Annotated in this window: 20 protein-coding genes; 11 read left to right on the forward strand and 9 right to left on the reverse strand. The window is 71.8% G+C overall.

The genetic code is table 11. The features are described 5' to 3' along the window. Positions 1–14 precede the first annotated feature (14 nt). From BMY97_RS17735 to BMY97_RS17750, 4 genes are read left to right on the forward strand one after another with little or no spacing between them, the layout of a single operon-like run. Positions 15–3,347 (forward strand): non-ribosomal peptide synthetase, encoded by a 3,333-nt coding sequence (locus BMY97_RS17735; RefSeq protein WP_091617972.1) that lies wholly within the window; start codon positions 15–17, stop codon positions 3,345–3,347. Positions 3,348–3,387: 40 nt separating this feature from the next. After that, a complete protein-coding gene (locus BMY97_RS17740; protein WP_091617973.1) occupies positions 3,388–4,368 on the forward strand; it encodes an aldo/keto reductase in 981 nt (326 codons plus the stop codon). 38 nt (positions 4,369–4,406) lie between these two features. Beyond that, a complete protein-coding gene (locus BMY97_RS17745) occupies positions 4,407–6,050 on the forward strand; it encodes a S8/S53 family peptidase (protein WP_091617974.1) in 1,644 nt (547 codons plus the stop codon). Next, positions 6,047–6,865, forward strand: a complete 819-nt coding sequence (locus BMY97_RS17750) for an alpha/beta fold hydrolase (RefSeq protein ID WP_091617975.1) — start codon at positions 6,047–6,049, stop codon at positions 6,863–6,865. Before BMY97_RS17745 ends, BMY97_RS17750 begins: the two co-directional genes overlap by 4 nt. Before the next feature lie 86 nt (positions 6,866–6,951). On the opposite strand, the gene BMY97_RS17755 is transcribed toward BMY97_RS17750, so the two are convergent. After that, positions 6,952–7,989 carry an Lrp/AsnC family transcriptional regulator gene (locus BMY97_RS17755; protein WP_245787371.1) on the reverse strand — a complete coding sequence of 346 codons (1,038 nt, stop codon included), beginning with the start codon at positions 7,987–7,989 and terminating at the stop codon, positions 6,952–6,954. Between the two features lie 119 nt (positions 7,990–8,108). Between BMY97_RS17755 and BMY97_RS17760 the strand changes: the two genes are divergently transcribed. Both BMY97_RS17760 and BMY97_RS17765 read left to right on the forward strand, forming a co-directional pair. Beyond that, positions 8,109–9,326: a M20 metallopeptidase family protein gene (locus BMY97_RS17760; protein ID WP_091617977.1), complete on the forward strand. Its 1,218-nt coding sequence runs from the start codon at positions 8,109–8,111 to the stop codon at positions 9,324–9,326. Further along, positions 9,323–10,648 carry an MFS transporter gene (locus BMY97_RS17765; RefSeq protein ID WP_091617978.1) on the forward strand — a complete coding sequence of 442 codons (1,326 nt, stop codon included), beginning with the start codon at positions 9,323–9,325 and terminating at the stop codon, positions 10,646–10,648. The genes BMY97_RS17760 and BMY97_RS17765 overlap by 4 nt, the downstream gene beginning before the upstream one ends. Before the next feature lie 35 nt (positions 10,649–10,683). On the opposite strand, the gene BMY97_RS17770 is transcribed toward BMY97_RS17765, so the two are convergent. The 7 genes from BMY97_RS17770 to BMY97_RS17800 form a co-directional block, all read right to left on the reverse strand. After that, positions 10,684–11,658: an NADPH:quinone oxidoreductase family protein gene (locus tag BMY97_RS17770; protein WP_091617979.1), complete on the reverse strand. Its 975-nt coding sequence runs from the start codon at positions 11,656–11,658 to the stop codon at positions 10,684–10,686. Between the two features lie 48 nt (positions 11,659–11,706). Beyond that, positions 11,707–12,624: a LysR family transcriptional regulator gene (locus BMY97_RS17775; RefSeq protein ID WP_091617980.1), complete on the reverse strand. Its 918-nt coding sequence runs from the start codon at positions 12,622–12,624 to the stop codon at positions 11,707–11,709. An 82-nt stretch (positions 12,625–12,706) separates the two neighbouring features. Further along, positions 12,707–13,519 carry an SDR family NAD(P)-dependent oxidoreductase gene (locus BMY97_RS17780; RefSeq protein ID WP_091617981.1) on the reverse strand — a complete coding sequence of 271 codons (813 nt, stop codon included), beginning with the start codon at positions 13,517–13,519 and terminating at the stop codon, positions 12,707–12,709. A 3-nt stretch (positions 13,520–13,522) separates the two neighbouring features. Beyond that, positions 13,523–14,350 carry an alpha/beta fold hydrolase gene (locus BMY97_RS17785; protein ID WP_091617982.1) on the reverse strand — a complete coding sequence of 276 codons (828 nt, stop codon included), beginning with the start codon at positions 14,348–14,350 and terminating at the stop codon, positions 13,523–13,525. A 36-nt stretch (positions 14,351–14,386) separates the two neighbouring features. Further along, positions 14,387–16,279 (reverse strand): flavin-containing monooxygenase, encoded by a 1,893-nt coding sequence (locus BMY97_RS17790; protein ID WP_143086212.1) that lies wholly within the window; start codon positions 16,277–16,279, stop codon positions 14,387–14,389. Further along, on the reverse strand, positions 16,272–17,060 hold the full coding sequence (locus BMY97_RS17795; protein ID WP_091617984.1) for an alpha/beta fold hydrolase: 789 nt from the start codon (positions 17,058–17,060) through the stop codon (positions 16,272–16,274). The genes BMY97_RS17790 and BMY97_RS17795 overlap by 8 nt, the downstream gene beginning before the upstream one ends. After that, a complete protein-coding gene (locus BMY97_RS17800; protein WP_091617985.1) occupies positions 17,057–17,920 on the reverse strand; it encodes an ABC transporter ATP-binding protein in 864 nt (287 codons plus the stop codon). Before BMY97_RS17800 ends, BMY97_RS17795 begins: the two co-directional genes overlap by 4 nt. Before the next feature lie 168 nt (positions 17,921–18,088). Here BMY97_RS17800 and BMY97_RS17805 point away from each other — a divergent pair, with 168 nt between their 5' ends. The 3 genes from BMY97_RS17805 to BMY97_RS45985 are packed head-to-tail and all read left to right on the forward strand — an operon-like array spanning position 18,089 to position 20,461. Continuing rightward, complete coding sequence (locus BMY97_RS17805; protein WP_091617986.1) at positions 18,089–18,910, forward strand: SDR family NAD(P)-dependent oxidoreductase; 822 nt, start codon at positions 18,089–18,091, stop codon at positions 18,908–18,910. 31 nt (positions 18,911–18,941) lie between these two features. After that, positions 18,942–19,781 (forward strand): ABC transporter permease, encoded by an 840-nt coding sequence (locus tag BMY97_RS45980; protein ID WP_143086213.1) that lies wholly within the window; start codon positions 18,942–18,944, stop codon positions 19,779–19,781. Beyond that, the gene (locus BMY97_RS45985; RefSeq protein ID WP_143086214.1) at positions 19,778–20,461 is read left to right on the forward strand and encodes an SDR family NAD(P)-dependent oxidoreductase; all 684 of its coding nucleotides are present in this window, start codon (positions 19,778–19,780) and stop codon (positions 20,459–20,461) included. Before BMY97_RS45980 ends, BMY97_RS45985 begins: the two co-directional genes overlap by 4 nt. A gap of 54 nt (positions 20,462–20,515) precedes the next feature. Here BMY97_RS45985 and BMY97_RS17815 read toward each other — a convergent pair whose 3' ends face one another. Next, on the reverse strand, positions 20,516–21,769 hold the full coding sequence (locus tag BMY97_RS17815) for a cytochrome P450 (protein WP_143086215.1): 1,254 nt from the start codon (positions 21,767–21,769) through the stop codon (positions 20,516–20,518). Between the two features lie 236 nt (positions 21,770–22,005). Here BMY97_RS17815 and BMY97_RS17820 point away from each other — a divergent pair, with 236 nt between their 5' ends. Both BMY97_RS17820 and BMY97_RS17825 read left to right on the forward strand, forming a co-directional pair. Beyond that, the gene (locus BMY97_RS17820; RefSeq protein ID WP_177231404.1) at positions 22,006–24,183 is read left to right on the forward strand and encodes an acetate--CoA ligase family protein; all 2,178 of its coding nucleotides are present in this window, start codon (positions 22,006–22,008) and stop codon (positions 24,181–24,183) included. Between the two features lie 19 nt (positions 24,184–24,202). Next, a complete protein-coding gene (locus tag BMY97_RS17825; protein ID WP_091617989.1) occupies positions 24,203–25,732 on the forward strand; it encodes an acyl-CoA carboxylase subunit beta in 1,530 nt (509 codons plus the stop codon). Positions 25,733–25,736 lie beyond the last annotated feature (4 nt).

A 25,736-nucleotide genomic window follows, 5' to 3' on the forward strand; every position in this document is an offset into this window, starting at 1 on the left:
ACCTGGAGGTCGGCATGTCATTGGACGAGTACGCAGTGTCGGTCCTCGGGCCGGCGACGGACAGCACGGTGTTCGCCAGCCACAGCTTCATCGCACTCGGCGGTGACTCGCTGCGGGCGATGCGGCTCACCGCCATGGCGCAGGAGCAGCTCGGCCTGAAGCTGTCGGTGGCGGAGCTGCTGTCGTCCACCCCGCTGGGCACGGTGCTCTCGAACGCCGTCGGCACGGCGCCCGCCGCCATCGCGGCACCCGCGCCGGCCGCGCCGTCGCTGACCCCGATGCAACGGGGCATGTGGCTGCTCGAGAGCACCCTCGGCGGATCCTCCTACAACCTGGTCTTCACGTCCTATGTAGACAGTGGGGCGCTGGACCGCGAGGTCTTCGGACGCGCCGCCGCGGCCACCACGGCGCGGCACGCCTCGCTGCGGACCGTGTTCCGCGAAGAGGACGACGAAGTCGTACCCGTGGTGCTGGACGAGGTCGAACCCGAGATCGCGGACATCGCCTGCGACGGCGGGGACTTCGAGGAGTTCGTTCGCGCCGCGGCCGCCGAGCGCAGCCGCGTCCCCTTCGACCTCACCACCGCGCCCCCGCTGCGCTACCTGTTCGTCGCCGGCGCGGGGCGGCAGGCGGTCGTGCTGATCGCGCACCACGTGCTGCTCGACGGGTGGGCGGTCGGCCTGCTGCTCGACGAGCTGTTCAGCTCCTACCGGGCGCTCAGGGCGGGCCTGCCGTTGCCGCGCACCGAACCCGCGCCCACCACGGAAGCGTTGCTGCGCCGCCAAGAGCAGGACCGCGCCGGCGGCGAGTGGGACCGCCTCGCAGAGTTCTGGCTGAAGCACCTCGACGGCGTGCCCACCGTGCTCGAACTGCCCACCGACGAGCCCCGCCCGCCGGTCCAGGACCCGGCGGGCCACCGCATCCCGCTCGACCTCGACGCGAGCTTGACGACCCTGGTCGACGACCGCGCGCGAGAGCTGGGAATCACCCCGTTCGCCCTGCTCCTGGGCGCCTACGGCCTGGCACTGAGCCGCTGGACCGGCGTCGGCCGGCTGCTGGTCGGCGTCGCCCTCTACGGTCGCGACACCGCCGAGCTGGCCGAGCTGGTCGCCGTCGGCGGCAACCTGGCGCCGATCCTGGTGGAGGTCGACGACGACGCGCGGGTCGTGGACTACCTGCTCTCGGTGCAGGACTCCCTGGCCCGCGGCATCGAAGCGGGCGCACTGCCGTTCGACGAGCTGGTCACCCGCCTGGGCATCGAGCGCGGGCTGAGCGCCCACCCGCTGGTGCAGGTCTGCTTCGGCATGCACGATCAGCTTGTGCCGCAACACATCGAGGCCGGCGACGTCCGGCTCCGCGTCGAGGAGGGCCACGGCGGCGGCGCCCAGTTCGACCTGTCGCTGCTGTTCGGCCGCTCCCACCCGACGCTGGGGGCACAGCTCGAGTACGCGACGGCGCTGTGGGACGAGGCCGACGCGCGGGCGTTCCTCGACGACTTCACCACGGCCACCCGGGAACTCACCACGGCCGAGGGCCGGGTGGCGGATCTGCGCTGCCTGTCCGACGAGCGGCGGCAAGTGCTCGACGCCGTCAACGCCACGCGCCGCGACTTCCCCGCGGTCACCGCGGACGAGCTGTTCCGGCGGGCGGCGCAGCGCACGCCGGACGCGGTCGCGGTGCGCGAGGGCGACCTGGAGCTGACCTATGCGCAGCTCGCGGGCGCGGCGGCCGAGCAGGCACGCCGGCTCCGCGAACTCGGCGTCGGCCGCGGCGACCGGGTGCTGGTGACGCTGGACCGCTCGATCGCCGAAGCCGTCGCGGTGCTCGGCATCGCGTGGGCGGGTGCCGCGTACGTGGGTGTCGACCTGGGCCAGCCCGAGACGCAGGTCCGGCACATCCTGGCCAAGGCCGCGCCGAAGGCCGTGCTGGCCGGCTCCCCGGACGCCGTCGCCCACCTCGGCGTGCCCGCGTGCGCGACGTGGGAACCGGCCTGGGAGTCCTCGGACGCCGAGCCGGCGGCCACCGGCCCCGACGATCTGGCCTACATCGCGTTCACCTCCGGCTCAACGGGTCTGCCCAAGGGCGTCGCGGTGCCGCACCGGGCGATCGTGCGGCTCGTGCACGAGCCCGGCTTCGTCCACTGGGGACCGGAAGACCGGATGCTGCGGCTGTCTCCGCTGGCGTTCGACGCGTCCACTTTGGAGCTGTGGAGCCCGCTCGCGAGCGGCGCCGCGCTGGAGGTGTACCCGCCGGGCCTGCCCTCGCCCAGCGAACTCGGCCGGTTCCTGCTCGACCGGCAGGTGACCGTCGCGTGGCTGACCGCGGGCCTGTTCCGGCTGGTCGAGGAGTTCGCCCCGGCCGGGCTCGGCGGTCTGCGGCAGCTGATCACCGGCGGCGACGTCGTGCCGCACGCCCAGGTGGCGCGCGTGCTGGAACGCCACCCCGGGATCGTCGTCACCAACGGCTACGGCCCCACCGAGAACACCACCTTCACCACCACGCACTCGGTCACCTCCCCCGCGGAGGCGAACGGGCCGCTGCCCATCGGCACCCCGTTGCCGGGCACGCGCGTGCACGTCCTGGACCGGCGGCACCGGATCGTGCCGCCGGGCGCGGTCGGCGAGCTGTACGCGGCGGGCGAGGGCCTCGCGCACGGTTACGTCGACGACGAAGGCGAATCGGCCAGGGCCTTCGGCACCTTCTCCCCCGACGTCCCGGACCGGCTCTACCGCACCGGCGACCTGGTGCGCGTGGACCGCGCCGGGCGGCTGCGCTTCCTCGGCCGCCGTGACGACCAGGTGAAGCTGCGCGGGTTCCGCATCGAGCTGTCCGCCATCGCCGATGTGCTGGCCGCGGACCCGCGGGTGCGCGATGCGGCCGTCGTGGTCACCGACGGGGACAGCTCGGAAAAGCGGCTGCTCGCCGCGATCGTCCCGGCGGGGCCGGTGGGCACCGGCGAACTGCGGGACCTGGTGGCCGAGCGGCTGCCGGTGTACATGGTGCCGAGCCTGTGGGCGGTGGTGGACCGGATGCCGGTGACCGGCAACGGAAAGGTGGACCGCCGGGCGCTCGAAGCCGTGGCGGCCCCGGCCGGCCGGCCGGCCGCGGCGGCCGAGCCGGAACCGCTCGGCACCGCGCCCGAGCTGATCGCCCGCATCCTGGACAAGCCTGTCGAGCTGACCGCGGACACCGACTTCTTCACCGTCGGCGGCAACTCCATGGGCGCGGTGCGGCTGCTGCGGCTGATCCGCGCCGAGCTCGGGGTGTCGGTGAAGCTGCGGGACTTCCTGATCACGCCGACTCCCGCGGGCCTGAACAAGCTCATCGACCGCGCGGCGCGGTCGTGAACGAGGCGGCCGCATCCACCACAGGGGAGACCACACTCGGATGAAGTATCGGAAGATCGGCACCGACCCCCAGCACCGCCGCGAGGTGAGCGTGCTCGCGCTGGGCGCGATGACTTTCGGCACTACCGTCGAGCAGGAGCGGGCGTTCGCCATCCTCGACCGGTTCGTCGAGGCCGGCGGCACCTTCCTCGACACGGCCAACAACTACGCGTTCTGGGTCAAGGGCACCCAGGGTGGCGAGAGCGAGCGGCTGCTCGGCCGGTGGCGGCGCAGCCGGGGCATCACCGACGAGGTGGTGATCGCCACCAAGCTCGGCGGCCGGCCGAAGACGCCGGGCTTCGCCTTCAACCCGGAAGGCCTTGCGCCGCAAGTGATCCGCGCGTCCGCGGCGCGCAGCCGCGAGTACCTGGGCGTGGAACAGCTGGACCTGCTCTATGCGCACGCGGACTTCATGGACACTCCGCAGAAGGACATCGTCGAAGCCTTCGCCTCCCTGGTGGCGGACGGGTCGGTGGCCATGATCGGCGCCAGCAACCACTGGTCGTGGCGGCTGGAGAAGTGGCGCTCACTCGCCGACGGCGCCGGCCTGCCCGGCTACGAGGTCGTCCAGTACCACCACACCTACCTGCGGGCGCGCACCGACGTGCCGAGCCGCCGCTCGAAGGAGGGCGACGAAGGGTTGTTCAGCACGGAGCTGATGACCTACCTGAAGGATCGCCCCGAGCTGACCTTGCTGGCGTACACCCCGCTGCTGTCCGGCGGCTACGTGCGCGAGGACCGGCCGCTGGACGAGCTGCACGACCACGCCGGCACGCAGGCCCGGCTCAAGGCGTTGCAGGAGGTGGTACGGGAAACCGGTGCCACGGCCAACCAGGTCGTGCTGTCCTGGATGATCGGCGGCGACCTGCCGGTCATCCCGCTCGTCGGCGCGTCATCGGTGGCGCAGCTGAACGAGAGCCTGGACGCGGTCGACCTGGAGCTGACCGCCGGCCAGCGCGCGTTGCTGGACGCGGCGCACTGATCAAGCTTCCGCCCGACGAGACTGGTGAGGTTCCCCCCATGAAGAAGAAGATATCCCTGACTCTGGTGGCCCTGGCTGTCGGTGTGTGCTCGTTACCGGCGGCGGCCGCCGCCGGGGCCACGGACAGCGCGGCTGCTGTGCAGCCGAATCCGGAGCATGTCAAGACCTTGACGGCCGTCCTGCAGAACATGACGGAGAACTACCCGAAGTTCGCGAAGCTGACTCCCGGCGCGTCGGACGTCCTCGACTACCGCGTCGGCGACCTGTGGCGCAAGGGCATCGACGGGACCGGCACGACGATCGCGCTGATCGAGGGCTGGGACGACCCCGGGATCAACCAGGTCATCCAGGACTTCGATCGGACCTACGGGCTGCCCGATCCGGAGATCCAGACGATCTACCCGTCGGGTGACGGCCACCTGCCCGCGCAGTGCCCGCCGGGCATGGTCGCCCTGGGCAGCTACGGCTCGTGTGACGCCTGGGTGGGCGAGCTCCGGCTCGACGTGGAGGCCGCGCATCTCATCGCGCCGTACGCGAAGATCCTGATCTCCGCGACGCCGGCGGAAAGCGAGATCACCGGCGACGCGGCGAGCGAGGTGGCCCCGCCGGAGCTGATGCAGGCCGTCGAACACATCAGCGAGCATCATCTCGCCGACGCGATCTCGATCAGCGACAACACCGGTGAGAGCACGTACAGCGCCGGCGCGGCACAGATCACCGCGCAGGATCCGGGACCGCTGACCGCGGCGGCGGCCGGCATCCCGGTGATGGTGGGGACCGGCGACTGCGGCGTGGTGCAGAACCTCGCGGTCGCCAACGCGCAGTGCGGGTCGACCACCGCGACGCCGGACACCGCGGTCTGGGACGACTCGCCCTGGGTCACCGCGATCGGCGGCAGCGTGCCCAACCTCGACGCGTCCGGCGCGCGAACCGGCCCGGACCCGTTGTGGCACAAGGGCAAGTTCTCGGAGGGCGCGGGCTACTCGTCGGTGTACCCGCGGCCGGACTACCAGGACGGGGTCGGCGCGATCACCGGCAGCGGCATGCGTTCGGTCCCGGACATCACCATGGACGCCCAGAAGGGCACCTCCGAGGCGGGACCGATGTTCGCCGCAGTGCTCGCGCTGGCCGCCCAGCTGAACCACGGCAGCGTCGGCCCGGTCAACGACGTGCTCTACCGGGTGCTCGGCCCGCGTGGTCCGCAGGCGGGCGTCTCCGACGTCGTTTCCGGCGACAACTCCGTGCCCACCGCCTCCGGGGACGGCGTCCTCGTGCCCGGCTTCGCCGCCGGCGCCGGGTTCGACGTCGCCAGCGGCTGGGGCACGATCGACGCGAGCAAATTCGTCCCGGCGCTGGTCTCGGCCGTCCGCGCGCAGGACGAGGACACCTCGCCGCAGCGCAAGGCCGCCGAGGCCCTGGCCCGGCTGCGCCACGGTGTCCGCCTCACCGCCACCGACGTCGGGAAGGGCGGCCTGACCTACGCCGCCGCGACCGGCTTCCTGCCCCAGCACCCGGTCAAGCTCGCCATCGACGGCCGGGCGGTGGCCACCCTCACCGCGAACACCCTGGGCTCGGTCACCTACCTGATCGACCCGGCCCGGCTCACCCTGCCGGCCGGCCGGCACACGCTCACGCTGGGCAGCATGCTGCTGACCGAGACCGCCGGGTTCCGCAGTCGATGACCGCCCACGGCGCCACGGTGCCCGCAGCCCGGCCGGCGACGGCCGCGCTCCTGCTCGCCCACGGAGCGGCGGGCACCGTGCGCGCGAACTTCGGGCCGTTGATCCCGGCCCTTTCCCGCACGGTGCCGGCCTTCGGCCCGGACTTCCCCGGGTCGGGCGGGACCCCGCGCGCGAGCGGCCCGTTGGAGCTGGACGACCTCGCCGACCAGCTCGTGGCCGCCGCCGGTGACGTGGAGACCTTCGCGATCCTCGGCTACTCGATGGGATGCGCCGTCGCGGTCCGCGCCGCGATCCGGCACCCCCGTCGGGTGGCGGGCCTGATCCTGACCGCCGGCGCCCCACGCGTCGACGCGGACACGCGCGCCCGGATGGACGAGTGGCAGCGCCTGGCCGAACGCGACCACACCGCCCTGGCCCGCTTCATCATGTCGGTGATGTTCAGCGAGACCTTCCTCGGCACCCTGACCGACCACCAGCTGGAGAGCTTCCTGGACCTGATCGTGTTCACCACGCCGGCGGGCACCACCGAGCAGATCGACCTGGTCCGGCGCATCGACGTCGAACGGGACCTGCCGAACATCACGGCCCCAACCCTCGTCATCGGCACAAAACACGACCGGCTCATCGCGCCGTCCTCGATGCGCGCCTACGCCGACGGGATCCCCGGCGCGCGCTGGACCGAGCTGGACAGCGGGCACGCCGTCGCCCTCGAAGCGCCGCAACAGTGGCTGTCGCTGGTCGAAGCATTCCTCACCGAGACTGCATCGCCGGCCGTTGTGGAACAGACGGAGGTGGTTGACGCCCGGACCTCTTGATTCACCAGGGAGACCGCCTCCCAGCGTTACGAGAAGCAGCGACCCGGCCAGCACGTCCAGATCGACGTCAAGCTCGTCGGGCCCCTTCAGCTACCTCCCTGCTCGCTCCGCCATTCGTTGTCCGCGACGAACGGCACGACTTCGCCGGTGGCACGGCCATCACCGTGCAGCAGCCAGCCAAGCCGTTTGCGCGTCCGCAACAGCACCGCGGTGTCCACGATCTCTCCGGCCGGCAACAGCCGCTCGATCCGTTCCTGGGTTCGCATCAGGTCCTTCAGCGACGCGTTCCACATCGTCACCAGGAAGTTCGTCGGCCCGGTCAGCGAAAGGCACAACCGCAGGCGGGGATCTCGCCGAAGCTCGGCGACCAGGCCGTCCCGCTCGACGGCCGGAACCCGGCACCACCACGTCGCCGTGATCGGCCACCGGCTCCACAGCTGGGCGATCTCGCACCGGAAGACCAGCGTTCCGGACCGCAACAGCCCGCCGAGCTGCCTGCGCACGGTCGAGGCCGGTCGCCCGATCGACGCACCGATCTCGGCCGCGCTCGCCCGGCCGTCGCGGGCCAGCGCCTCCGCGATCGGCCACCACGAGGACGGTATGGCGGCAGGCTGGTGCGCGGTGCCGGTCCCCCGAGGCCGCTCGATCGCCTGGAGAGCGGCGATCTGGCTGGGCTCCAGCACGTCCAGCCGCCAGCTACTGGCCTCGGCGTGGAACTGGGCGGCGATGTGCGCGCGGGTCGATTGCAGACCGGGCAGACCGGGCAGGTCGTCGAGCAGCAGGACCGACAGGTCCTCAAGGGACGGCACGCGAACCGTGAGGATCAGGTCCCGCCCCCGCGCCGCGTGTTCGATGGTCACGATCCTCGGGTCGGCGGCGAGCCGCCGCCACAGGTCGTTCAGCCGGCTCTGGGCGCAGTCGACCTCGACGAGTGCCGTGACCGATTCCGACATTTCGAGGTGCGGATACGCGGTGATCCAGGCCAGGCCCGCAGCGGAGAGCCGTTCCCACCGGCGCGCCAGGGTGACCGGGGTGCTGTTCAGGATCGGCGCGAGTGCCGACCAGCTCGCCCGGGGCCGCAGCTGCAGGGCATGAATGAGCATGAAGTCGGCGTCGTCCAGCATCTCATGCACGGTTGTGTCCAAAACCAGGTGATCGTCGAGCGGAACTGGCAACTCTCGCGGTCCGAAGCGGTCGGTGCCGGAAACTCTACCGAAATCGTTTCGACCCGAACGGACATGACATGCACCTCACCGACGACGCGAGAGGTATGCGGGACGACCTGGTCGGGCTACGCCGCCGGCTGCACCGCAACCCCGAGGTCGGCGTCGATCTGCCCCGCACCCAGGAACAGGTGCTCGACGCCCTGCGCGGACTACCGCTGGAGATCACCACCGGCTCGTCGACGACCTCCGTCACCGCGGTGCTGCGCGGGCAGGCGCGCTCCGCGCCCGAGCCGACCACCGTGTTGCTCCGCGCCGACATGGACGCCCTGCCGGTCGAGGAGCAGACCGGGGCGGATTTCGCCGCACGCAACGGAGCCATGCACGCCTGTGGACACGATCTGCACACGACCGCGTTGATCGGCGCCGCCCGCCTGCTCTCCCAGCACCGCGACCGCCTCGGCGGTGATGTGGTGCTGATGTTCCAGCCCGGCGAGGAAGGCTGGAACGGCGCCGGGAAGATGATCGACGAGGGCGTCCTGGACGCCGCGGGCAGGCGGGCCGACCACGCCTATGGCATGCACGTGTTCTCCAACCAGGTCCCGTCCGGGCTGTTCGTCAGCAAGCCCGGCCCGATGCTGTCCGCCTCGCACGGCCTCGACGTCACGGTGCGCGGCGCGGGCGGGCACGGTTCGGCACCGCACTCCGCGAAGGACCCGGTGGTCGCGGCGGCCGAGATGATCACGTCCCTGCAGACCATGGTGACCCGGCACTTCGACATCTTCGATCCGGTCGTGATCACCGTCGGCGTGCTGCGGGCCGGCAGCAGGCGCAACGTCATCCCCGACACCGCGACCTTCGAGGCGACCGTCCGCCGTTTCTCGGCCGAGAGCGAGGACCGGCTCGACGCGGCCATCAGGCGCGTGCTGCACGGCGTGGCCCTGGCGCACGGCGTCGAGGTCGACATCGACTTCCACGCCGAATACCCGTTGACGGTCAACAACCCGGACGAGGTCGCGTTCAGCCGGCAGGTGATCCAGGAGGTCCTCGGCGAGCAGCGGTACCACGAACTCGACCGGCCGCACAGCGGATCCGAGGACTTCTCACGGGTGTTGGGGGCCGTCCCCGGCGCCTTCATCGGGCTCGGCGCCTGCATGCCCGGCGCCGAACCGGCCACGGCGCCGATGAACCATTCGCCGCGAGCCCAGTTCTCCGAGCACGTACTCACCGACGCGGCGGCGGTGTATGCCGCACTCGCGATCGAACGACTGGCTGTCGCCACAGGAGCCTCGTCATGACCACACCACGGACCGAAACCGCGACCTCGCCCGTCACGCCCTCGTCGAGCCGGTTCCGGATGTTCGTCGGAATCGGCGGCGGCAACGCGATGGAATGGTTCGACTGGAACATCTACGCGACCTTCGCGGCGTTCTTCGCGCCGCAGTTCTTCCACAGTGGCAGTTCGGTCTCGGATCTGCTCAAGACGCTCGCGGTGTTCGCGGTCGGCTTTGTGGCCAGGCCGTTCGGCGGGTTCCTCTTCGGCCGGCTGGCCGACCGCAGGGGCCGCCGGCCGGCCATGGCGCTGTCGGTCGGTCTCGCCGCGGTGGGCAGTCTGGTGATCGGCCTGACCCCGACGTACGGCACCATCGGGAGCTGGGGGGCCGTGGTGCTGGTGCTGTGCCGCCTGGCGCAGGGCCTCGCGCACGGCGGCGAACTGCCGTCGGCGCAGACCTACATCTCCGAGGTCGCGCCGCCCCACCGCCGCGGCCTGTGGTCCAGCCTGATCTACTTCTCCGGCACGCTCGGCATCGTCGCGGGCACCCTGCTGGGCGCGGTCCTCTCCTCGATCCTGACGACGCCCCAGATGGACAGCTACGGCTGGCGAATCCCCTTCCTCGTGGGCGGCGTCTTCGGACTGTTCACGCTGTACATGCGTGCGAAGATGCAGGAAACGGAGACGTTCACCGCGGCCGCCGTGGCCACAAAGGACGGTCGGCCGCGGGATTCGCTGGTGAAGAAGATGTGGGAACGCCCGGCGCTGCTGTTCCGCGTCATCGGCATCACTGTCGGCGCCACCGTCGTGTACTACGTCTGGGCCGTTTCCGCCCCCGCCTACGCCATCAGCGTGCGGGGCGTACCGGCAACGGGAGCGTTGTGGGCCGGTGTCTTCGCCAATCTGGTGTTCCTGATCGCGCTGCCGGTCTGGGGCATCGTCTCCGACAGGATCGGGCGCAAACCTGTGCTGATCTTCGGTTCGCTGATGCTGATCATCCTGCTGTTTCCGCTCAACGCGATCATCAAGGGACAGCCGTGGCAGCTGTTCGTCGCGATGGCCGTCGCACTGGTCCTGATCGGCTCGTTCGCGTCGATCGGCCCCGCGGTGTACGCCGAGATGTTTCCGACCGGAATCCGGGCCGCCGGTCTCGGCGTCCCCTATTCGGTCGCGGTCGCGGTGTTCGGCGGCACGGCGCCGTACCTGCAGACCTTCTTCGCCGATCGGCACCTCCCGAACTCGTTCAACTGGTACGCGATCGGCCTCATGGCGATCTCGATCATCACGGTCGTGTTCATGCCCGAGACCAAGGGCCGGGATCTCCGTGACCCCGAACCCACCCGGTAGCCCTGGCCGAGGCTGGGACGTCGCTCAGGGGGTGATCAGTCCCGCAGCCGCAGGACCAGTTTGCCCACAGCGCTCCTGTTGTCGATCGCAGCCAGTGCCGTTTGGACGTCGCCCAAGGTGTACGTGCCGCCGAGGTGGGGCCGGAGGGCGCCGGTTTCCAGCTTCGGCAGGAGTTCCGCCCATTGGGCCCGCAGGTAGCCCGGCCGCGCGTTGGCGTAGGCACCCCAGCCGACGCCGATCACGTCCAGGTTGTTCAGCAGCAGCCGATTGACCTTCACCTCGGGGATCGCGCCGGCGGTGAAACCGATGACCAGCAGCCGGCCGTCCGCGGCGAGGGATCGCAGCGAGTCGGTGAACCGGTCGCCGCCGACCACGTCCGCGACCAGGTCGACGCCACGCCCGGCGGTCGCTTCCCGCACCGACTCCTTGAAGCCGTCCGCCAGGACATACGCGTCCGCCCCGGCGGCGACCGCGATCTCGCCCTTCGCCGGCGTCGACACCACGCCGAGCACCGTGCCCGCGCCGAACGCCTTCGCCACCTGGATCACCGCCGTGCCGACGCCGCCCGCGGCACCGTGCACCAGCACCGTCTCCCCCGCAGCCAGGCGGCCGCGCCGGCACAGCGCGAAGTGGGCCGTCAGGTAGTTGAACGGGATCGCCGCCGCCTGCTCGAAGGTCACCGAGTCCGGGATCGGGAACGTCGCGTCCAGCGGGCACACCGCCTGCTCGGCGAACCCGCCGAGGAACGGGAGCGCGGCGACCCGGTCTCCGGCCCGGACCGCGGACCCCGCGGGCGCCTCCGCGACGACCCCGGCCACCTCCGCGCCCGGGACGAACGGAAGCTCCGGCCTCACCTGGTACTTCCCGCGCGTCTGCAGGACCTCGGGAAAGGCCACGCCGGCGGCGTGGACATCGATGAGCACCTCGCCGGCTTCGCGGGCCGGCGGCTCGACGTCAACGAGGGCGACGCTCGACGGGCCGCCGAAATCCTTGATGTGCACTGCTTTCATGCACCGGACTGTATGCACCGAACGACGGTGCGGAGAAGAAGGAGGCGGCTATCGCCCCGGCAGGCGATCAGTCGCGCCCTTGGCCGAGCGGATCTGCCGCAGCAGCGTCTCCACGATCCGGCCGCGCAGTTCGCCGGTCCGGACGATGGCGGACAGCGTCGTCTGGGCCCAGGGCTTGTTGATCGGGATCAGCGTGACCCCGTTCCCGCTGGTCGTGGACGGGGCGAGGGTGTTCGCGATGGCGATCCCCACCCCGGCCCGCACCATCCGCTGAGCGGTCTCCGCACCGTCGGTCGTGTACACGATCCGCGCGTCGATTCCGCTGGTCAGCTGCTCGAAGGCACGGCGCAGGATGCTGCCTTCGCGGAAGAAGATCAGCGGCTCGCCGGACAGGTCGTCGAGGTCGAAGGTCTCCGCGCGGGCCAGCGGGTGGGTGTCGGGCACGCACAGCACCAGCCGTCCGGTCATCAGGTCGACGTAGTGCAGCCGCTCGTCGTCCGGCGGTTCTCCGGGCAGCGGGATCCGGGTGATCAGGCCGAGGTCGAATGTCCCGTCCAGCACGCCTTCGCACACGATGTAGGTGCCGCCCTCGGTCACCTCGAACCGGATGTTCGGGTGGCCTTCGTGCATTTCACGCACCAGCTGCGGCAGCACGCGCATGCTCCCGATCGCGACGGTGCCCATGCTCACCGTGCCGATCTTGAGCCCGTCGATCGCGCTGGCCTCCTGCCGGAGCAGGTCTTCGGCCCGGATCGCGGCCTTCACGTGCGGCAGGATCCGCTCCGCGGCGTCCGTCGGCCGGACGCCGTGCGCGCCGCGCAGGACGAGGACGACGCCGAGATCTTCCTCGAGCCGCTGCACCTGGTTGGTGATCGTCGGCTGGGACACCCCCAGCTCGTGCGCCGCCTGCCGGAACGATCCGGTGCGCAGTGCCGCCTCGAGGTAGCGCAACTGCTCGAATCTCACGCTGGGCCCCTACTCGCGCCGGGTCCGCGGCGCCGCTGCCGCCGACCTCGGGGCCATCGTAAGGTCGGGCGCCGGGCGACGCTCAGCTCGAGAGCGCGTCGAGCCCGGTCGCGTCGACGGCGCGCGCCCCGCCGTCGATCGCGAGCGTGGCGCCGGTGACATAGCCCGCAGCCGGGGTCAGGAGGAACGCGATGGCCGCGGCGACCTCGTAGGGCTGGCCGAGCCGCCGCAGCATCGTCTTGCCGCTGAACTGCTCGATCATCGTGCGGGCGTGCGCACCGGCGAGGAACCGGGGTGACAGGAACAATCCGGGCGCGACAGCGTTGACGCGGATCCCCTCCGGCCCGTACTCGTCGGCCAGCTGCCGCACCCAGCCTTCGAGCGCCGCCTTCGCCGGGCCGTATCCCGCCGCGTAGCTCCCGGCACGGCTGCCGTTGATGCTGGAGACGTACACGATCGCGGAATCCGGCCTGGCCAGCAGCGGAACGAGGTGCCGGGCGGCGAGGAACGCGTGCGTCAGGTTGACCCGGAAGTCCTTTTCCCACTCGGCGAGGGTGAAGTCGGGCAGCGGTTTTCGCGTCATCTGGCCGATGACGTCCACGAAGCCGTGCAACGGCGCGCTCGCGGCGTGCTCGGCGAGCGCCCGCGCACCGTCCTCGGTGGACACATCGGCGGCGAAGCCGTCGGCGCCCAGTTCCGCGGCGAGTTTCGCCAGCGCCTCCCGGTCCACGTCGGCCAGGAGCAGTTCCGCGCCGAGCGAACCGAGGGTGCGGGCCACGTGCTCGCCGATGCCGGCCGCACCGCCCAGCACGGCGAACCGCTTGCCGTCGAGGCGGAACAGCCGGTCGTGCGCGACGTCCGGGGCCGCGACGGCGTCGTGGGGATCGTCGAACACGGGTCAGGCTCCGTTCACGAAATCGGCGAGAAGACGCCACGTCGCCTCGGGGTGGCTGATGTTCGGGGCGTGCCGGTACGGCACCGTGGCCACGGTCACGGCCGGGGTGAGGTCCGCCAGGTGCTTCACCCAGCCGCGTTCGACCAGCGGATCGCCTGCGCAGTCGAACAGCAGGACCGGAGTCGTGACGCCGGCGAACGGGGCCGGGTACGGATCGGCGGGCCGGGTGACGCGCAGCGGCTCCGGCGGCGTCGCGTGCGGCGCGAGCATCCCGGCGTAGTGCCCTGGCGCCGCCGCCCACCGCGTCCGCGCGTCGATCTGGTCCTCGATGCCCGGGTAGTCGTCGCACAGCAGGCGCACCAGCCGGGCCATGTCCGCGCGAGTGCCGTCGTAACCGGCGAGTTCGGCGCTCGCGGCGCTGCGCCACGGGCCGCCGGTGCCGCTGATCGAAGCGGCCGAAGCGATCCGGCCGCTCAGCCGCGGGTCGAGCAGGGCGCGCAGGGCGATCGAACCGCCGAACGAGTTGCCGACCAGGTGGACCGGGCCGTCGATGCCGAGCTGGTCCAGCAGCGCGTAAACGTGGCGAAGCCGGAACCCGAACGGCGGCTGGTCCAGCCGGACGGCCTTGGCCGACCCGCCGAAGCCGAGCAGGTCCGGCGCGACGACGCGGTGGGTGCGGGCCGCGAGCGGCAGCAGCGTGCCCCAGGTGACGTCGGCGGACGCGCCCCATGCGCCGTCGTGGAGGAAGACCACAGTGGACTCATGGCCTTCTCCCCCGGCGAGGTAACGGGTTTCGAGGTCGTTGACGACCGTAGTGTGTTCAGCGATCACAGTGTGGGCTTCTCTCCTCGGGACGGGCGGGGCCGGTCACCGGAACTCGTACTGCTCGGGATCGACGGCCTGGGTGGCGCTGATGTACCGGTGCGCGGACAGCGGCCACATGATCGTCGAGCGGCCTTCGGCGTTCTGGTACCAGCTGTGCGTTGTGGACCAGCCCCATACCCGCAGCGCGCTCGCTTCGGTGACTTCGTCACGGTATTCGTCGAATACGTCGCGGCGCAGCGACAGCGACGACTTGCCGGTGGACAGCAACTGCTCGACCGCGCTGAGCAGGTACACCGACTGGCATTCGATGAACAGCACGAGATTGCCGTGCAGCAACAGGTTCGTGTTGGGACCGTACATGCAGAACAGGTTCGGGAAGTCCGGCACGGTCAGTCCCAGGTACGCGCACGCGTCGACCCCCCACGACTCGTGGAGGTCGGCCCCGCCGCTGCCGGTGACGCGCATCGGCATGAGGAAATCCGAGCCGTGGAAGCCGGTGCCGAAGACGATGACGTCCACCGGCACGTAGTGGCCGTCCTCGGTGTGGATGCCGCTGCCGTCCACCCGGGCGATGCGTTCGGTGACGAGTTCGACGTGGTCCTGTTTGAGCGTGGCGATCCAGGTCCCGTCGTCGCGGATGATCCGCTTCGCGCCCGGCGGGTAGTCCGGGACGATCTTCGCGGCGAGGTCCGGGCGGTCCTCCACCTGCTCGAGCAGGTAGTCGGTGAGCAGCCGGCGCAGCTGTTCGTTGGCCGCGGACACCGCCCGCTCCGTGGGCGGATAGGCCGGGTCGACGGTCGCCGCGGCGAGCCGGCCGATCGCGCGCGGCAAGAAGATCGAGAACCGGTAATACGCGCGGTACAACGGAATGTCGCGCAACAGGGCCCGTCCGGCTTCGGGGATCTCCTCGCGGAGCTCCGGGGTCGGCTGCAGGTAGGGCGCGCTGCGCTGGAAGACGGTCAGCGACTCGGCGGCCCTCGCGATCGCGGGGGCGACCTGGACGCCGGTCGCGCCGGTCCCGATCATCGCCACCCGCTTGCCGGCGAGGTCGACGTCGTGGTCCCACTGCGCGGTGTGGAAGACCGGCCCGGCGAAGGCGTCCAGGCCGTCGATGCGCGGGATCATCGGCCGGTTCAGCTGGCCGACCGCGGAGACCAGCACGGAGAATTCCTCCGGCCGGTCCGGCCCGCCGGTGGTGACCGCCCAGTGCAGGCGTTCGTCGTCCCAGGCCGCCGAGGCGACCTCGGTGCCGAAGCGGATGTGCGCCAGCAGCCCGTTCTCCTCCGCGAAGCCGCGCAGGTAGGACCGGATGACGTCCTGGCGGCAGAAGTACGACGGCCAGTCGTGCGGGAAGAACGAGTACGTGTAGATGTGGCTGTGCACGTCGATCCGGCAGTCCGGATAGCTGTTCTCGTACCAGGTCCCGCCGACGTCGGCGTTCTTCTCGAAGATCGTGAAGTCCACGCCGGCCTGCTTCATCCGCAGCCCCGCCATCAGCCCGGACAGCCCCGCCCCGATGATCGCCACCCGCATGGGCCGCGCCGGGTCCAGGTCGTCCTTCGTCCACTTCGGAGCGCGCGGATCGGTGCCCGGCGGCACGAACGCGACGCGCAGCAGATCGGCGTCCTCACCCGCGGACCGGCCCAGCGCCCAGGCGGCGATCGCCTCGAGCACCGCGGCGGACGGTTCGGCCGGCCAGGCGTCGACGCCGGCCAGGTACGGCTCCAGCATCGCCAGGCAGAACTCCCTGGCCGCCGCGTCGGTTTCCGCGTCGAGGCCGGTGGCGGGCAGCAGGTCCGGGTCGGGCCGCCACTGCGGCCGCAGCACGGCCGGGTCGTCGGTCAGGTGCGCGACGAGCATCAGCAGCGCGGGCGTTTCCGCCGCCTGGAACCGTTCGCGCAGCTCCGCCGCGGACAACTGGACTGATTCAGGCAAGTCTGGCCTCCTTCGGCGCCGAGGCGAGGAATTCCGCCAGCAGCGCGGCCACGGGTGCGGGATGGGTGAACGCGGTCAGGTGCCCGCCCGGCGCGAACCGCAGCTTCGAGTGCGGCACCGACGCGTGCAGCTCTTCCAGCACCGGAGGCGGGGTGCTGACGTCGTCCTCGCCGCCGAGCACCAGGGCCGGTACCGACGAGGGAACGGTGAAATCGCCGACCGCGGTCATCGCTTCGAGGCAGGCGGCGTGGATTTCCGGGTCACCGCGCAGGAACTGCTCGCGGGCGCGGGCGAGCAGCGGGCCGGGCCGGTCGCCGAACCAGCGCGTCATCGTCGCATCGGCGAGCTCCGCCAGCCCGCCCGGTGCCCGGGCGGCAGCGGCCCGGGCCCGCGCGGCCGCACGGGCCACGTCGTCGTAGGCGCCGGCGGTCGCGATGAGGACAGCGGCGCCGAGGAGCTCCGGGTGCCGGTGCGCCAGCGCCTGAACGACCATCCCGCCGAGCGAGATCCCGGCGGCCGCGCAACGCTCGATGCGCAAGTGCCCGGCCAGCAGCGCGAGGTCGTCGGCCAGCGCGGCCAAGGAAATCGCGCCGCCGTCACTGGCGCCGTGCCCGCGAAGATCCGGGAGCACGCACCGGAAGCCGTCGCCGAGTTCGGCGGCGAGCGGCTCGAACCACGAACCGTCGAGTGCGAGCGAGTGCACCAGCAGCACCGGGCGCGGGCCGTCTCCCACGACGCGGTACGCGAGGGTCCCGTCCGCGGTCTCGATCCGTTCGGTCATGCGCGTTCCCCCTCCGCCTGGCGGCGTTCCTCGGCCGCCGCGACCTCCTCGCGCAGCCGTCCGGACAGGGTTTCCAGGTACCCCGCGAAGTCCGGCGACTGCGTGCGCATCTCCTGGGTGCGCGGCCGCGGCAGGTCGATCCGGAGGTCGGCGACGATCCGCCCGGGCCGGGCGGCCATCAGCACGACGCGGTCGCTCAGCAGGATCGCCTCCTCCAGATCGTGCGTCACGAACACCACGGTGGGCCGTTCCGCTTCCCAGAGCCGGGCGAACTCCTGCTGCTGGTTCGCCCGCGTCTGCGCGTCGAGGGCGGCGAACGGCTCGTCCATCAGCACCACGCGCGGGCTCTGCACGAGGGTCCGCGCGATCGCGACCCGCTGCCGCATGCCCTGCGACAGGTGCAGCACGTCGGAATCGGCGAACTCCTCCAGCCGGACCCGGCGCAGCCATTCGTCGGCACGGCGGCGGCGCTCGGCGGCCGGGACGCGCCGGACTTCCATCCCCAGCTCGACATTCCGGCGCACCCGTCGCCACGGCAGCAGCGCGTCGCGGGCGAACATGAACGCGACGTCGTCCGACGTGCCGTCGCACGGTCTCCCGTCGAGCAGCACGCGGCCGTGCCGCGGGCGCTCCAGCCCGCCCGCCATGGACAGCGCGGTGGTCTTCCCGCACCCGGACGGGCCGACGATGCTGACGAACTCCGACGCCCCGATCTCCAGGTCGAACTCCTCCAGGACGAGCACCGCGCGCTTGCCGTGGATGAAGTTGTGGCTGACGTTCCGGAAAGCGATCGGAGCGCCGGGTTCTTCAATGCGCTGCGCGGATTCCGGCCCCGGACGCACCGTGCTGGTCTGCCTCATTGCAACTCCGCTTGGTCGAGAGAACCGTGATGCTCCGTGACCCGGACTGTGACTGTCAATACAAAACGGGGCCGCCGCGGGCTATCGCGCCGATAGCCCGCGAGCCGTTGTCACGATGGCGGCCGGTGGCGAGCCTGGGTCCGGTATCGGACTTGCGAAAGGGGCGCGATGACCGCGATGACACAGCCGGCTTCGCCGTTCGGCGACGTGCGGTTCGACTTCCGGGACCGGGTCGCGATCGTCACCGGCGCGACCGGCGGGATCGGCGGGGCGATCGCCGGCCGGTTCGCCGCGGCGGGGGCGAGCCTGGTGGTCCACGGCCGTCGCGAGGACGCCTTGGACGACGTCGTCGAACGCGTCCGGGCACAGGGCCGCGACGCGGTCGCCGTCGCCGGCAACATCCGCGACCCGGAGACCGCGGCCGAGATCGTCGCCGCGGCCGAGCAGCGGTTCGGCCGGGTGGACGTCCTCGTCAACAACGCGGGCGGCAATTTCGGCGCCCGGCTCGACGAATTGTCCGTCAACGCCTGGAACGCGATGCTCGAAGCGAACCTCAGCGGCGCGTTCCACCTCGCCAAGGCCGCGCTGCCGACGTTCCGCCGCCGCGGCGGCGGCTCGGTGGTCAACATCGGTTCGGCCTCGGCCGGGCACGCGCATCCGCTGCGCGGCGCGTACGCGGCGGCGAAGGCCGGTCTCGCGTCGCTGACCCGCACGATGGCGTGGGAATGGGCCGACGCGAACGTGCGCGTCAACTGCCTCGAACCCGGCGCGGTGGCCACCGCCGCGTCCCGTTTCGCGGCCGGCGAGGTCGAGGCGCGGGTGGCCCGGTTCGTCGCGCTGAACCGGCTCGGCACGCCCGACGACATCGCGTCGGTATGCCTGTTCCTGTGCTCGACCGGCGCGTCCTACCTGACCGGCCAGACGGTGATCGTCAACGGCGGCCCGCACACCGCCACCCCCGCCGACATCGACCTGGTGCGTGCGCCGTGACTCCGGCACGCGCCCGAATCCGGGAGGAACAATGAGCCGATCGATCGTCGCGGACGAACCCGTGGACCTCCCGGCGATGGAACACGCCGTGTTCGCCGAGCGGCGCAAGCGGCGGTCGCGGGTCCGATCGCAGGTCTGGGCGATCCGGATCGCCCTCGCGGTGGTGGTCGTCGGCGGCTGGTATTTCGCCTCGCGCCGAGGACTCGTCGACCCGCTGTTCGTGTCCTCGCCCGACGCGGTCGCGAAGGGGCTGGTGAGCCAGCTCGGCGAACCGGCGTTCTGGGCCGACGTGTCCGCGACGTTCAGTGGCGCACTCGCCGGGCTCGTCGCGGGCGGGCTGCTCGGCATCGTGACCGGGGTGGTGTTCTCGCGCTCGGAAGTCCTCGAACGCGCGGCGTCGCCGTTCCTCACGCTCGCGAACAGCCTGCCCCGGCCGGCGCTGGCACCGATCTTCATCCTGTGGTTCGGCCTCGGCTTCGCGCCCAAAGCCCTGGTCGCCGGGAGCGTCGTGTACTTCGTGCTGCTCACGTCGACGCTCACCGCGCTGCGCGGCATCGACCACGACGTGCTGCAGCTGGCCCGGTCCCTCTCCCTGTCGCCGGTGCAACGGTTCCTGAAGATCGAGCTGCCGTCGGCGCTGCCGAGCATCGTCGGCGCGCTCCGGCTCGGCGCGGTGTACGCGGTGCTCGGCGCGGTGCTGTCGGAGATGGTCGGCGCGTACTACGGGCTCGGCCAGCGGCTGGTGCAGCTGACCGGCAACTTCAAGGTCGCCGAGTCGTTCGCGGTGCTGCTGTTCATGGGGGTCATGTCGATGGTGCTCGACTACGCGATCAAGGGGCTGGAACACCTCGTCGCGAGCCGGTCGCGGTGAGCGCGCCGCTGCTGGTCACCGGCGGGGCGTCCGGGATCGGGGCCCGGCTGGCCGAGGCGCTGGCGGCGGAGCGGCCGGTCGTCGTGCTCGACCCGGCCGCGCCCGCGGAACCGGCGCCGGGCGTGCGGTACCTCGCCGCGGACGTGACCGATCAGGCCGGTTTGGCGGCGGCGGTCGCGAAGGTCGAGCCGCTCGCCGGACTGGTGCACTGCGCCGGGATCTGCCGGGTGGGGCCGTTCCTGGAGATGCCGGTCGCGGACTGGACCCGGGTGCTGGAGGTGAACCTGCACGGAACGCTGGCGGCGGTGCAGGCCTGCGCCGGATCGATCGTGGACGGCGGGCGGATCGTGCTGTTCTCGTCCGGCACCGCGTTCAAGGGCCCGGCCGGGCTGGCGGCCTACGCGGCGGCGAAGGCCGGGGTGATCGGGTTCGCCCGGTCGATGGCGGCCGAGCTGGGCGGGCGCGGGATCACCGTGAACGTCATCGCGCCCGGGCTGGTCGCCACTGCCCTCTCGGCGGAGCTGATGCCGGCCGAACCGGCCGCGATCGCCGCCAGGGCGATCCCGCGCGCGTCCACTGTGGACGACTTCGTGGCCCCGGTGCGATTCCTCCTGTCCGGCGGCGCTTCCTTCGTCACGGGGCAGACGATCGTCGTCGACGGCGGCGCGACCAGGCACTGACCCCGCACCGGAAGAGCCCGCTCCCCGGCACCGCGGGAGCGGGCTCTTCCGCTTTCACAGCGTCACGTTCAGCTCCTTCAGGCTGAAGAACGCCCGATCGTCCCGATAGGACAGATGCGTGACCTCCGGGTCGACCAGCTTCATCCCCGGGAACCGCGCGAAGATCCGCGGCAGCGTCACGCGCAACTCCATGCGCGCCAGGTTCTGCCCCACGCACTGGTGCTGCCCGAAGCTGAACGCCAGGTGCTGCGGCCGCTCGACCGGGATCTCGAAGTCCGCCCACGTCGTACGCGAATACTTGCTCTCGTCGTGGTTCGCCGACCAGATCGACGCGACCACGCCCTCGCCCTTGCGGAACGTGTGATCGCCGATCGTGATGTCCTCGGTCGCCGCGCGGCGCGGGCCCATCCGGGCCACCGAGTGCACGCGCAGCAGCTCCTCGATCGCGACGTCCCAGCTGCGTTCCCCGGACACCAGCAGCGCCAGCTGGTCCGGGCGGCGCAGGAGCGTGTAGACGGACAGCCCGATCATCCCCGCGGTCGTGTCGTGGCCGCCGATGATCAGGATGGTGATCAGCGCCGCCAGCTGGTCGCGGGTGATCCCGCCGGCCTCGTACTGCTCGCGGATGATGTGGCTGAGCAGGTCGTCGGCCGGATTCGCCTCCTTCAGGGCGGCGTACTCGAGCCCGAGCGCCCGGAACTCCTCGACCGTCCGGTACATCTCCTCCTGCGGAAGCGACAGGGTCGTCTGCCGCTCGGTCAGGTCGAAGAACCGCGGCGCGTCCTCGATCGGGATGCCGAGCATCCTCGTGATGACCGTGGTCGGGATGGCCAGCGCGAACTGCGATACCAGGTCGGCCGGGCCGGCGTGGGCGGCCAGCGCGTCCAGGTGCGTGTCCACGATCTCCTCGACCTGCGGTCGGTACGCCTCGACCGCGCGCGGCGTGAAGTACTTGACCACGCACCTGCGCAGCGTCGTGTGCACCGGCGGGTCCTGGCGGATCATGCTGTCAGCCGTCAGCGGATGGTCCGAGCCGGGCAGGCCGCGCACGGGGAAGCCCGGTGTGCGCGGGTTCGCGCTGAACCGGGTGTCGGACAGGATCGCCTTCACGTCGTCGAACTTCGTGGCCAGCCAGGACGTCTTCCCGCCGCCGAGGCCGACCTCGCTGATCGGGCAGCCGGCCCGCAGGTCGCCGAAGTACGCCGGATCGTCCAGCGGCCGTTCCGGGGCCGGGTCCAGCGACAGCTCCCGCAGGTGCGGGCCGCCCTGCTCCGGGGCCTCGGATGCGACGGCGGTGGGCTCTTCCACGGGGTCTCCAAGCGGTCGGGGCCGGTTCCGGCCATCCTCGCCCCGGCCCGCCCGCGCGGGAAGGCCTCGCGTGCTGGCACGCCGATCGGGACCGGCTATCGCTCCGGGCGATAGCGATCGGCCATCACCGGTCCACGGTTCGCGGCATTCCCCGGACCGGCGGCGAGCGGCCACACTCGCCGCACCACGAGCCGTGCTTCCGACCCGGCTGCCGGGCACCGTTGAAAGGAAGACGCTTGACCGAGAATCCCACCCGGACCGCGATGGCCGGGTTCCTCGCCGCCGGCGCCCCGGTCGTCCCGGAGCCCGAGGCCAAGGACCTGCTGCGCCGCGCCGGGATCGCCGTGCCCCGCGGAGGGGCGCACGCCGACCCGCTGGCGGCTGCCGAAGGGCTGGACGGCGCGCTGGTGCTCAAAGCGGTCTGCCCGACTCTGGTGCACAAGTCCGACGCGGGCGGCGTCCGCGTCGGGGTCGCGAGGCGGGAGCTGGCCGCGGAGGCGGCCGCGATGACCGCCGCGCTGGCCGCGCGCGGGCACCGGGTCGACCGGTTCCTGGTCGAGGAGCAGGCCGGGGCCGGCCACGAGGTGATCGTCGGCGCGGTGCGGACGCCCGGGGTCGGCTGGGCCGTGATGCTCGGCCTCGGCGGCGTCTTCGTCGAGGTGTTCGCCGACGTCTCCTTCGGCATCGCACCGCTGGCCGCCGCGGACGTCCGCGCCATGTTGGCCGAGCTGAAGGGCGCGGCGCTGCTGCGCGGCGCCAGGGGCGGCGCGATGGCCGATGTGGACGCGCTGATCTCGCTGGTGCTGCGCGTCGGCGGCGAGAACGGCCTGCTCGGCTCGCTGCCGCCGGAGGTGGTCGAGGTCGACCTGAACCCGGTCATCGTGACCGGCAGCGGCGCGATCGCCGTCGATGCCCGGCTGGTTCTGTCCGCGGTGGACCAAGAGCCCGCCGCTCCCGCCCGAACGGCGCACACCGATTTCGGCCGGCTCTTCCGGCCGCGCACGATCGCCGTGCTCGGCGCCAGCGCGACCGGGATGAACCTGGCCAACCGCTACCTCGCCGGCCTGCGGAGCTCCGGCTTCGACGGCGTCGTGATCCCGATCCACCCGACCGCCGGCGAGATCGAAGGGCTGCCCGCCCGTCCGTCGCTGGACGCGGCCGGTCTGCCGATCGACTACGCCTTTGTGGCGCTGCCGGCGAAAATCGTCCCGGACGCGCTCGCCGCGGCGCCCGGAACCGTCGCGTTCGCCCAGGTCATCAGCAGCGGCTTCGGCGAGGTCGAGGAAGGCGCCGGACTCGAACGCGAGCTGATCGCCCGGATGGCCGCGCAGGGCACCCGCCTGCTCGGCCCGAACTGCCTCGGGATGCACAGCTCCGCCGCCCGGGTCAGCTTCGTCCCGGACCCGCCGCTGTCCCCCGGCCGGATCGCGGTGGTTTCGCAGAGCGGTGGGCTCAGCGTCGACGTCCTGCGCCTCGGCGAGGCCCGCGAACTCGCGTTCCACAGCGTGACCAGCATCGGCAACTCGGCCGATGTGGACGCCGCGGAACTGGCCGGGCACCTGCTGGCCGAACCCGAGGTCGAGGTGGTCGGCCTCTACCTGGAATCGCTGGCGGCCGGCCGCGCGGTCCTGGACCTGCTGGCCCGGCGGGGGGCCGGCAAGCCGGTCGTGCTGCTCGCCGGCGGACGCACCGCGGCGGGCTCGCGCGCGGCGACCAGCCACACCGGCGCGCTGACCGGCAACCACCGGCTGTGGCCCGCGCTGTGCCGCCAAGCCGGGATCGCGCTGGCCGACTCCCTCGAAGAATTCCTCGACATCCTGCTGGCGTTCGACACCGTCGACCTGGCCGGACCGCCGGCGACCAGCCGCGACGCGGTGCTGTTCGGCAACGGCGGCGGGGCGAGCGTCCTGGCGACGGATGCGCTGGCCCGTCACGGGTTCTCCGTCCCGCCGTTGCCCGACGACACGATCGCCCGGATCGAAGCACTGGAGCTGCCGCCCGGCAACGGGCTGGCCAACCCGATCGACACCCCGGCCGGCACGCTCGCGGTCCGCGGCGGCGCGATCGCCGGCGAGCTGCTTTCGCTCGTACTGGACTCGGTCGCCCCGGCGGTGCTCATCACGCACCTCAACGTCGGGATCATCCAGCGGAATCTCGCCGACACGCACGGCGACGTCACCGGGACGATCATCCGCGGCGTCGCCGCGGCCCACCGGAAAGCCGGCGCCGGCACGCAGACGTTCCTCGTGCTCAAGGGTGACGGCCGGGCCGACCTGGCCGACGCGATCGCCGGCTACACCCGGCTGGCGCACCGGCTCGGCCTGCCGGTGTTCGGCACCGTCGAGGAAGCCGGCCGGGTCGCGCGTTCACTGCTCGACTTCCAGGACCGCCGCAGCACGCCCGTCGCCGCCTGAACGACCCGAGAGGCCAGCCATGACCATCGACTACGAGCTCCGCCACGAAGAACGGCGCGCGCACGCCCTCGGCATGGGCGGGGAGCGCAAGCTCACCGCCCGGGCCGAACGCGGTGAACTCAACGCCCGCGAACGCGTCGCGCGGCTGTTCGACGACGATTCGTTCCGGGAGACCGGCCTCTTCGCGACGTCGAACGTCGACGCCGACCAGCACGCCACCCCGGCCGACGGCAAGGTCACCGGGACCGGGCTGGTGGACGGCCGCCGGGCCGGGGCGATCGCCTACGACTTCACCGTCAAGGGCGCGTCCTCCGGCGCGGTCAGCAACAAGAAGATGGGTCACCTCAAGGACCTCACCGCGCGCACCGGCATGCCGCTGGTCTACCTGGCCGAGTCCACCGGCGTGCGGATGCCGGATGTCATGGGCGGCACCGGGCTCGGCAACGCCGACGACCGCGCCCGGTTCCTGCGCCGCCGCACCAATCCCTGGGCGTCGGCCGTGTTCGGCTACTCCTTCGGCTCCGCCGCCTGGCACACCGTCAGCTCCGATTTCGCGGTGCTGCGCAAGGGCGCGGTGATGGCGGTGTCCAGCCCGCAGCTGGTCGGCCGCGCGACCGGCCAGCAGGTCGACGGCCAGGAACTCGGCGGCTGGAAGCTGCACTCGGAGGTCACCGGGTTCGCGGACGCGGTCGCCGCCACCGACGAGGAGGCGATCGCCCTGGTGCGGCGGTTCCTGAGCTATCTGCCCGCGCACAACGGCGAAGCGCCACCGGTCGCGCCGATCCCCGAAGGGTCCGCCGCGCGCGGCAGCCGGCTCCACGACATCGTCCCGCCCGAGCGCACGAACGTCTACGACATGCGCAAGGTGATCGAGGTGGTCGCCGACCTCGGCAGCGTGTTCCCGATCAAGGAGCGTTACGGGAAATCGCTGGTCACGTCCCTGTGCCGGATCGGCGGCCAGTCGGCCGGGATCATCGCCAGCAACCCGATGTTCAAAGGCGGCGCGATCGACGCGGCGGCCTGCGCCAAGGCGACCAGCTTCATCGTGCTGTGCGACTCCTACAACATCCCGCTGGTCTTCCTGGTCGACCAGCCCGGCTTCCTGATCGGGCTGGACGGCGAGCGCGGCGGCATCGTCGGCAAGGTCATCAACTGGATGAACGCGCTGTCGCTCGCCACCGTGCCGAAAGTGACCGTGATGCTGCGCAAGAACTACGGCCAGGGCTACGTCAACATGGGCGGGGCCTGGACCACCGACGCGGCGGCGGCCTGGTGGTCGGCCGAGGTCAGCTTCATGGACCCGCGTTCGGCGGTCGGCGTGGTGCACGGCATCGACCCGGCGGCCGACCCGCGGCTGTACGAGCGGAAGCTGGCCGAAATGGCGAAGGACTCGACCGGCTACGACGTCGCCCGCGTGTACGGCGTACAGGACGTCATCGACCCGGCCGACACCCGCGAGTTCATCCTCGGCGCACTCGAAGACAACGCGCTGACCCGCACCGGCGGCGTCGGCGAACACCACCTCAGCACCTGGCCCACGAGCTACTAGGCGG

It is taken from the genome of Amycolatopsis saalfeldensis, from assembly GCF_900110575.1.
In the GTDB taxonomy this organism is placed as follows: Bacteria; Actinomycetota; Actinomycetes; order Mycobacteriales; family Pseudonocardiaceae; genus Amycolatopsis; species Amycolatopsis saalfeldensis.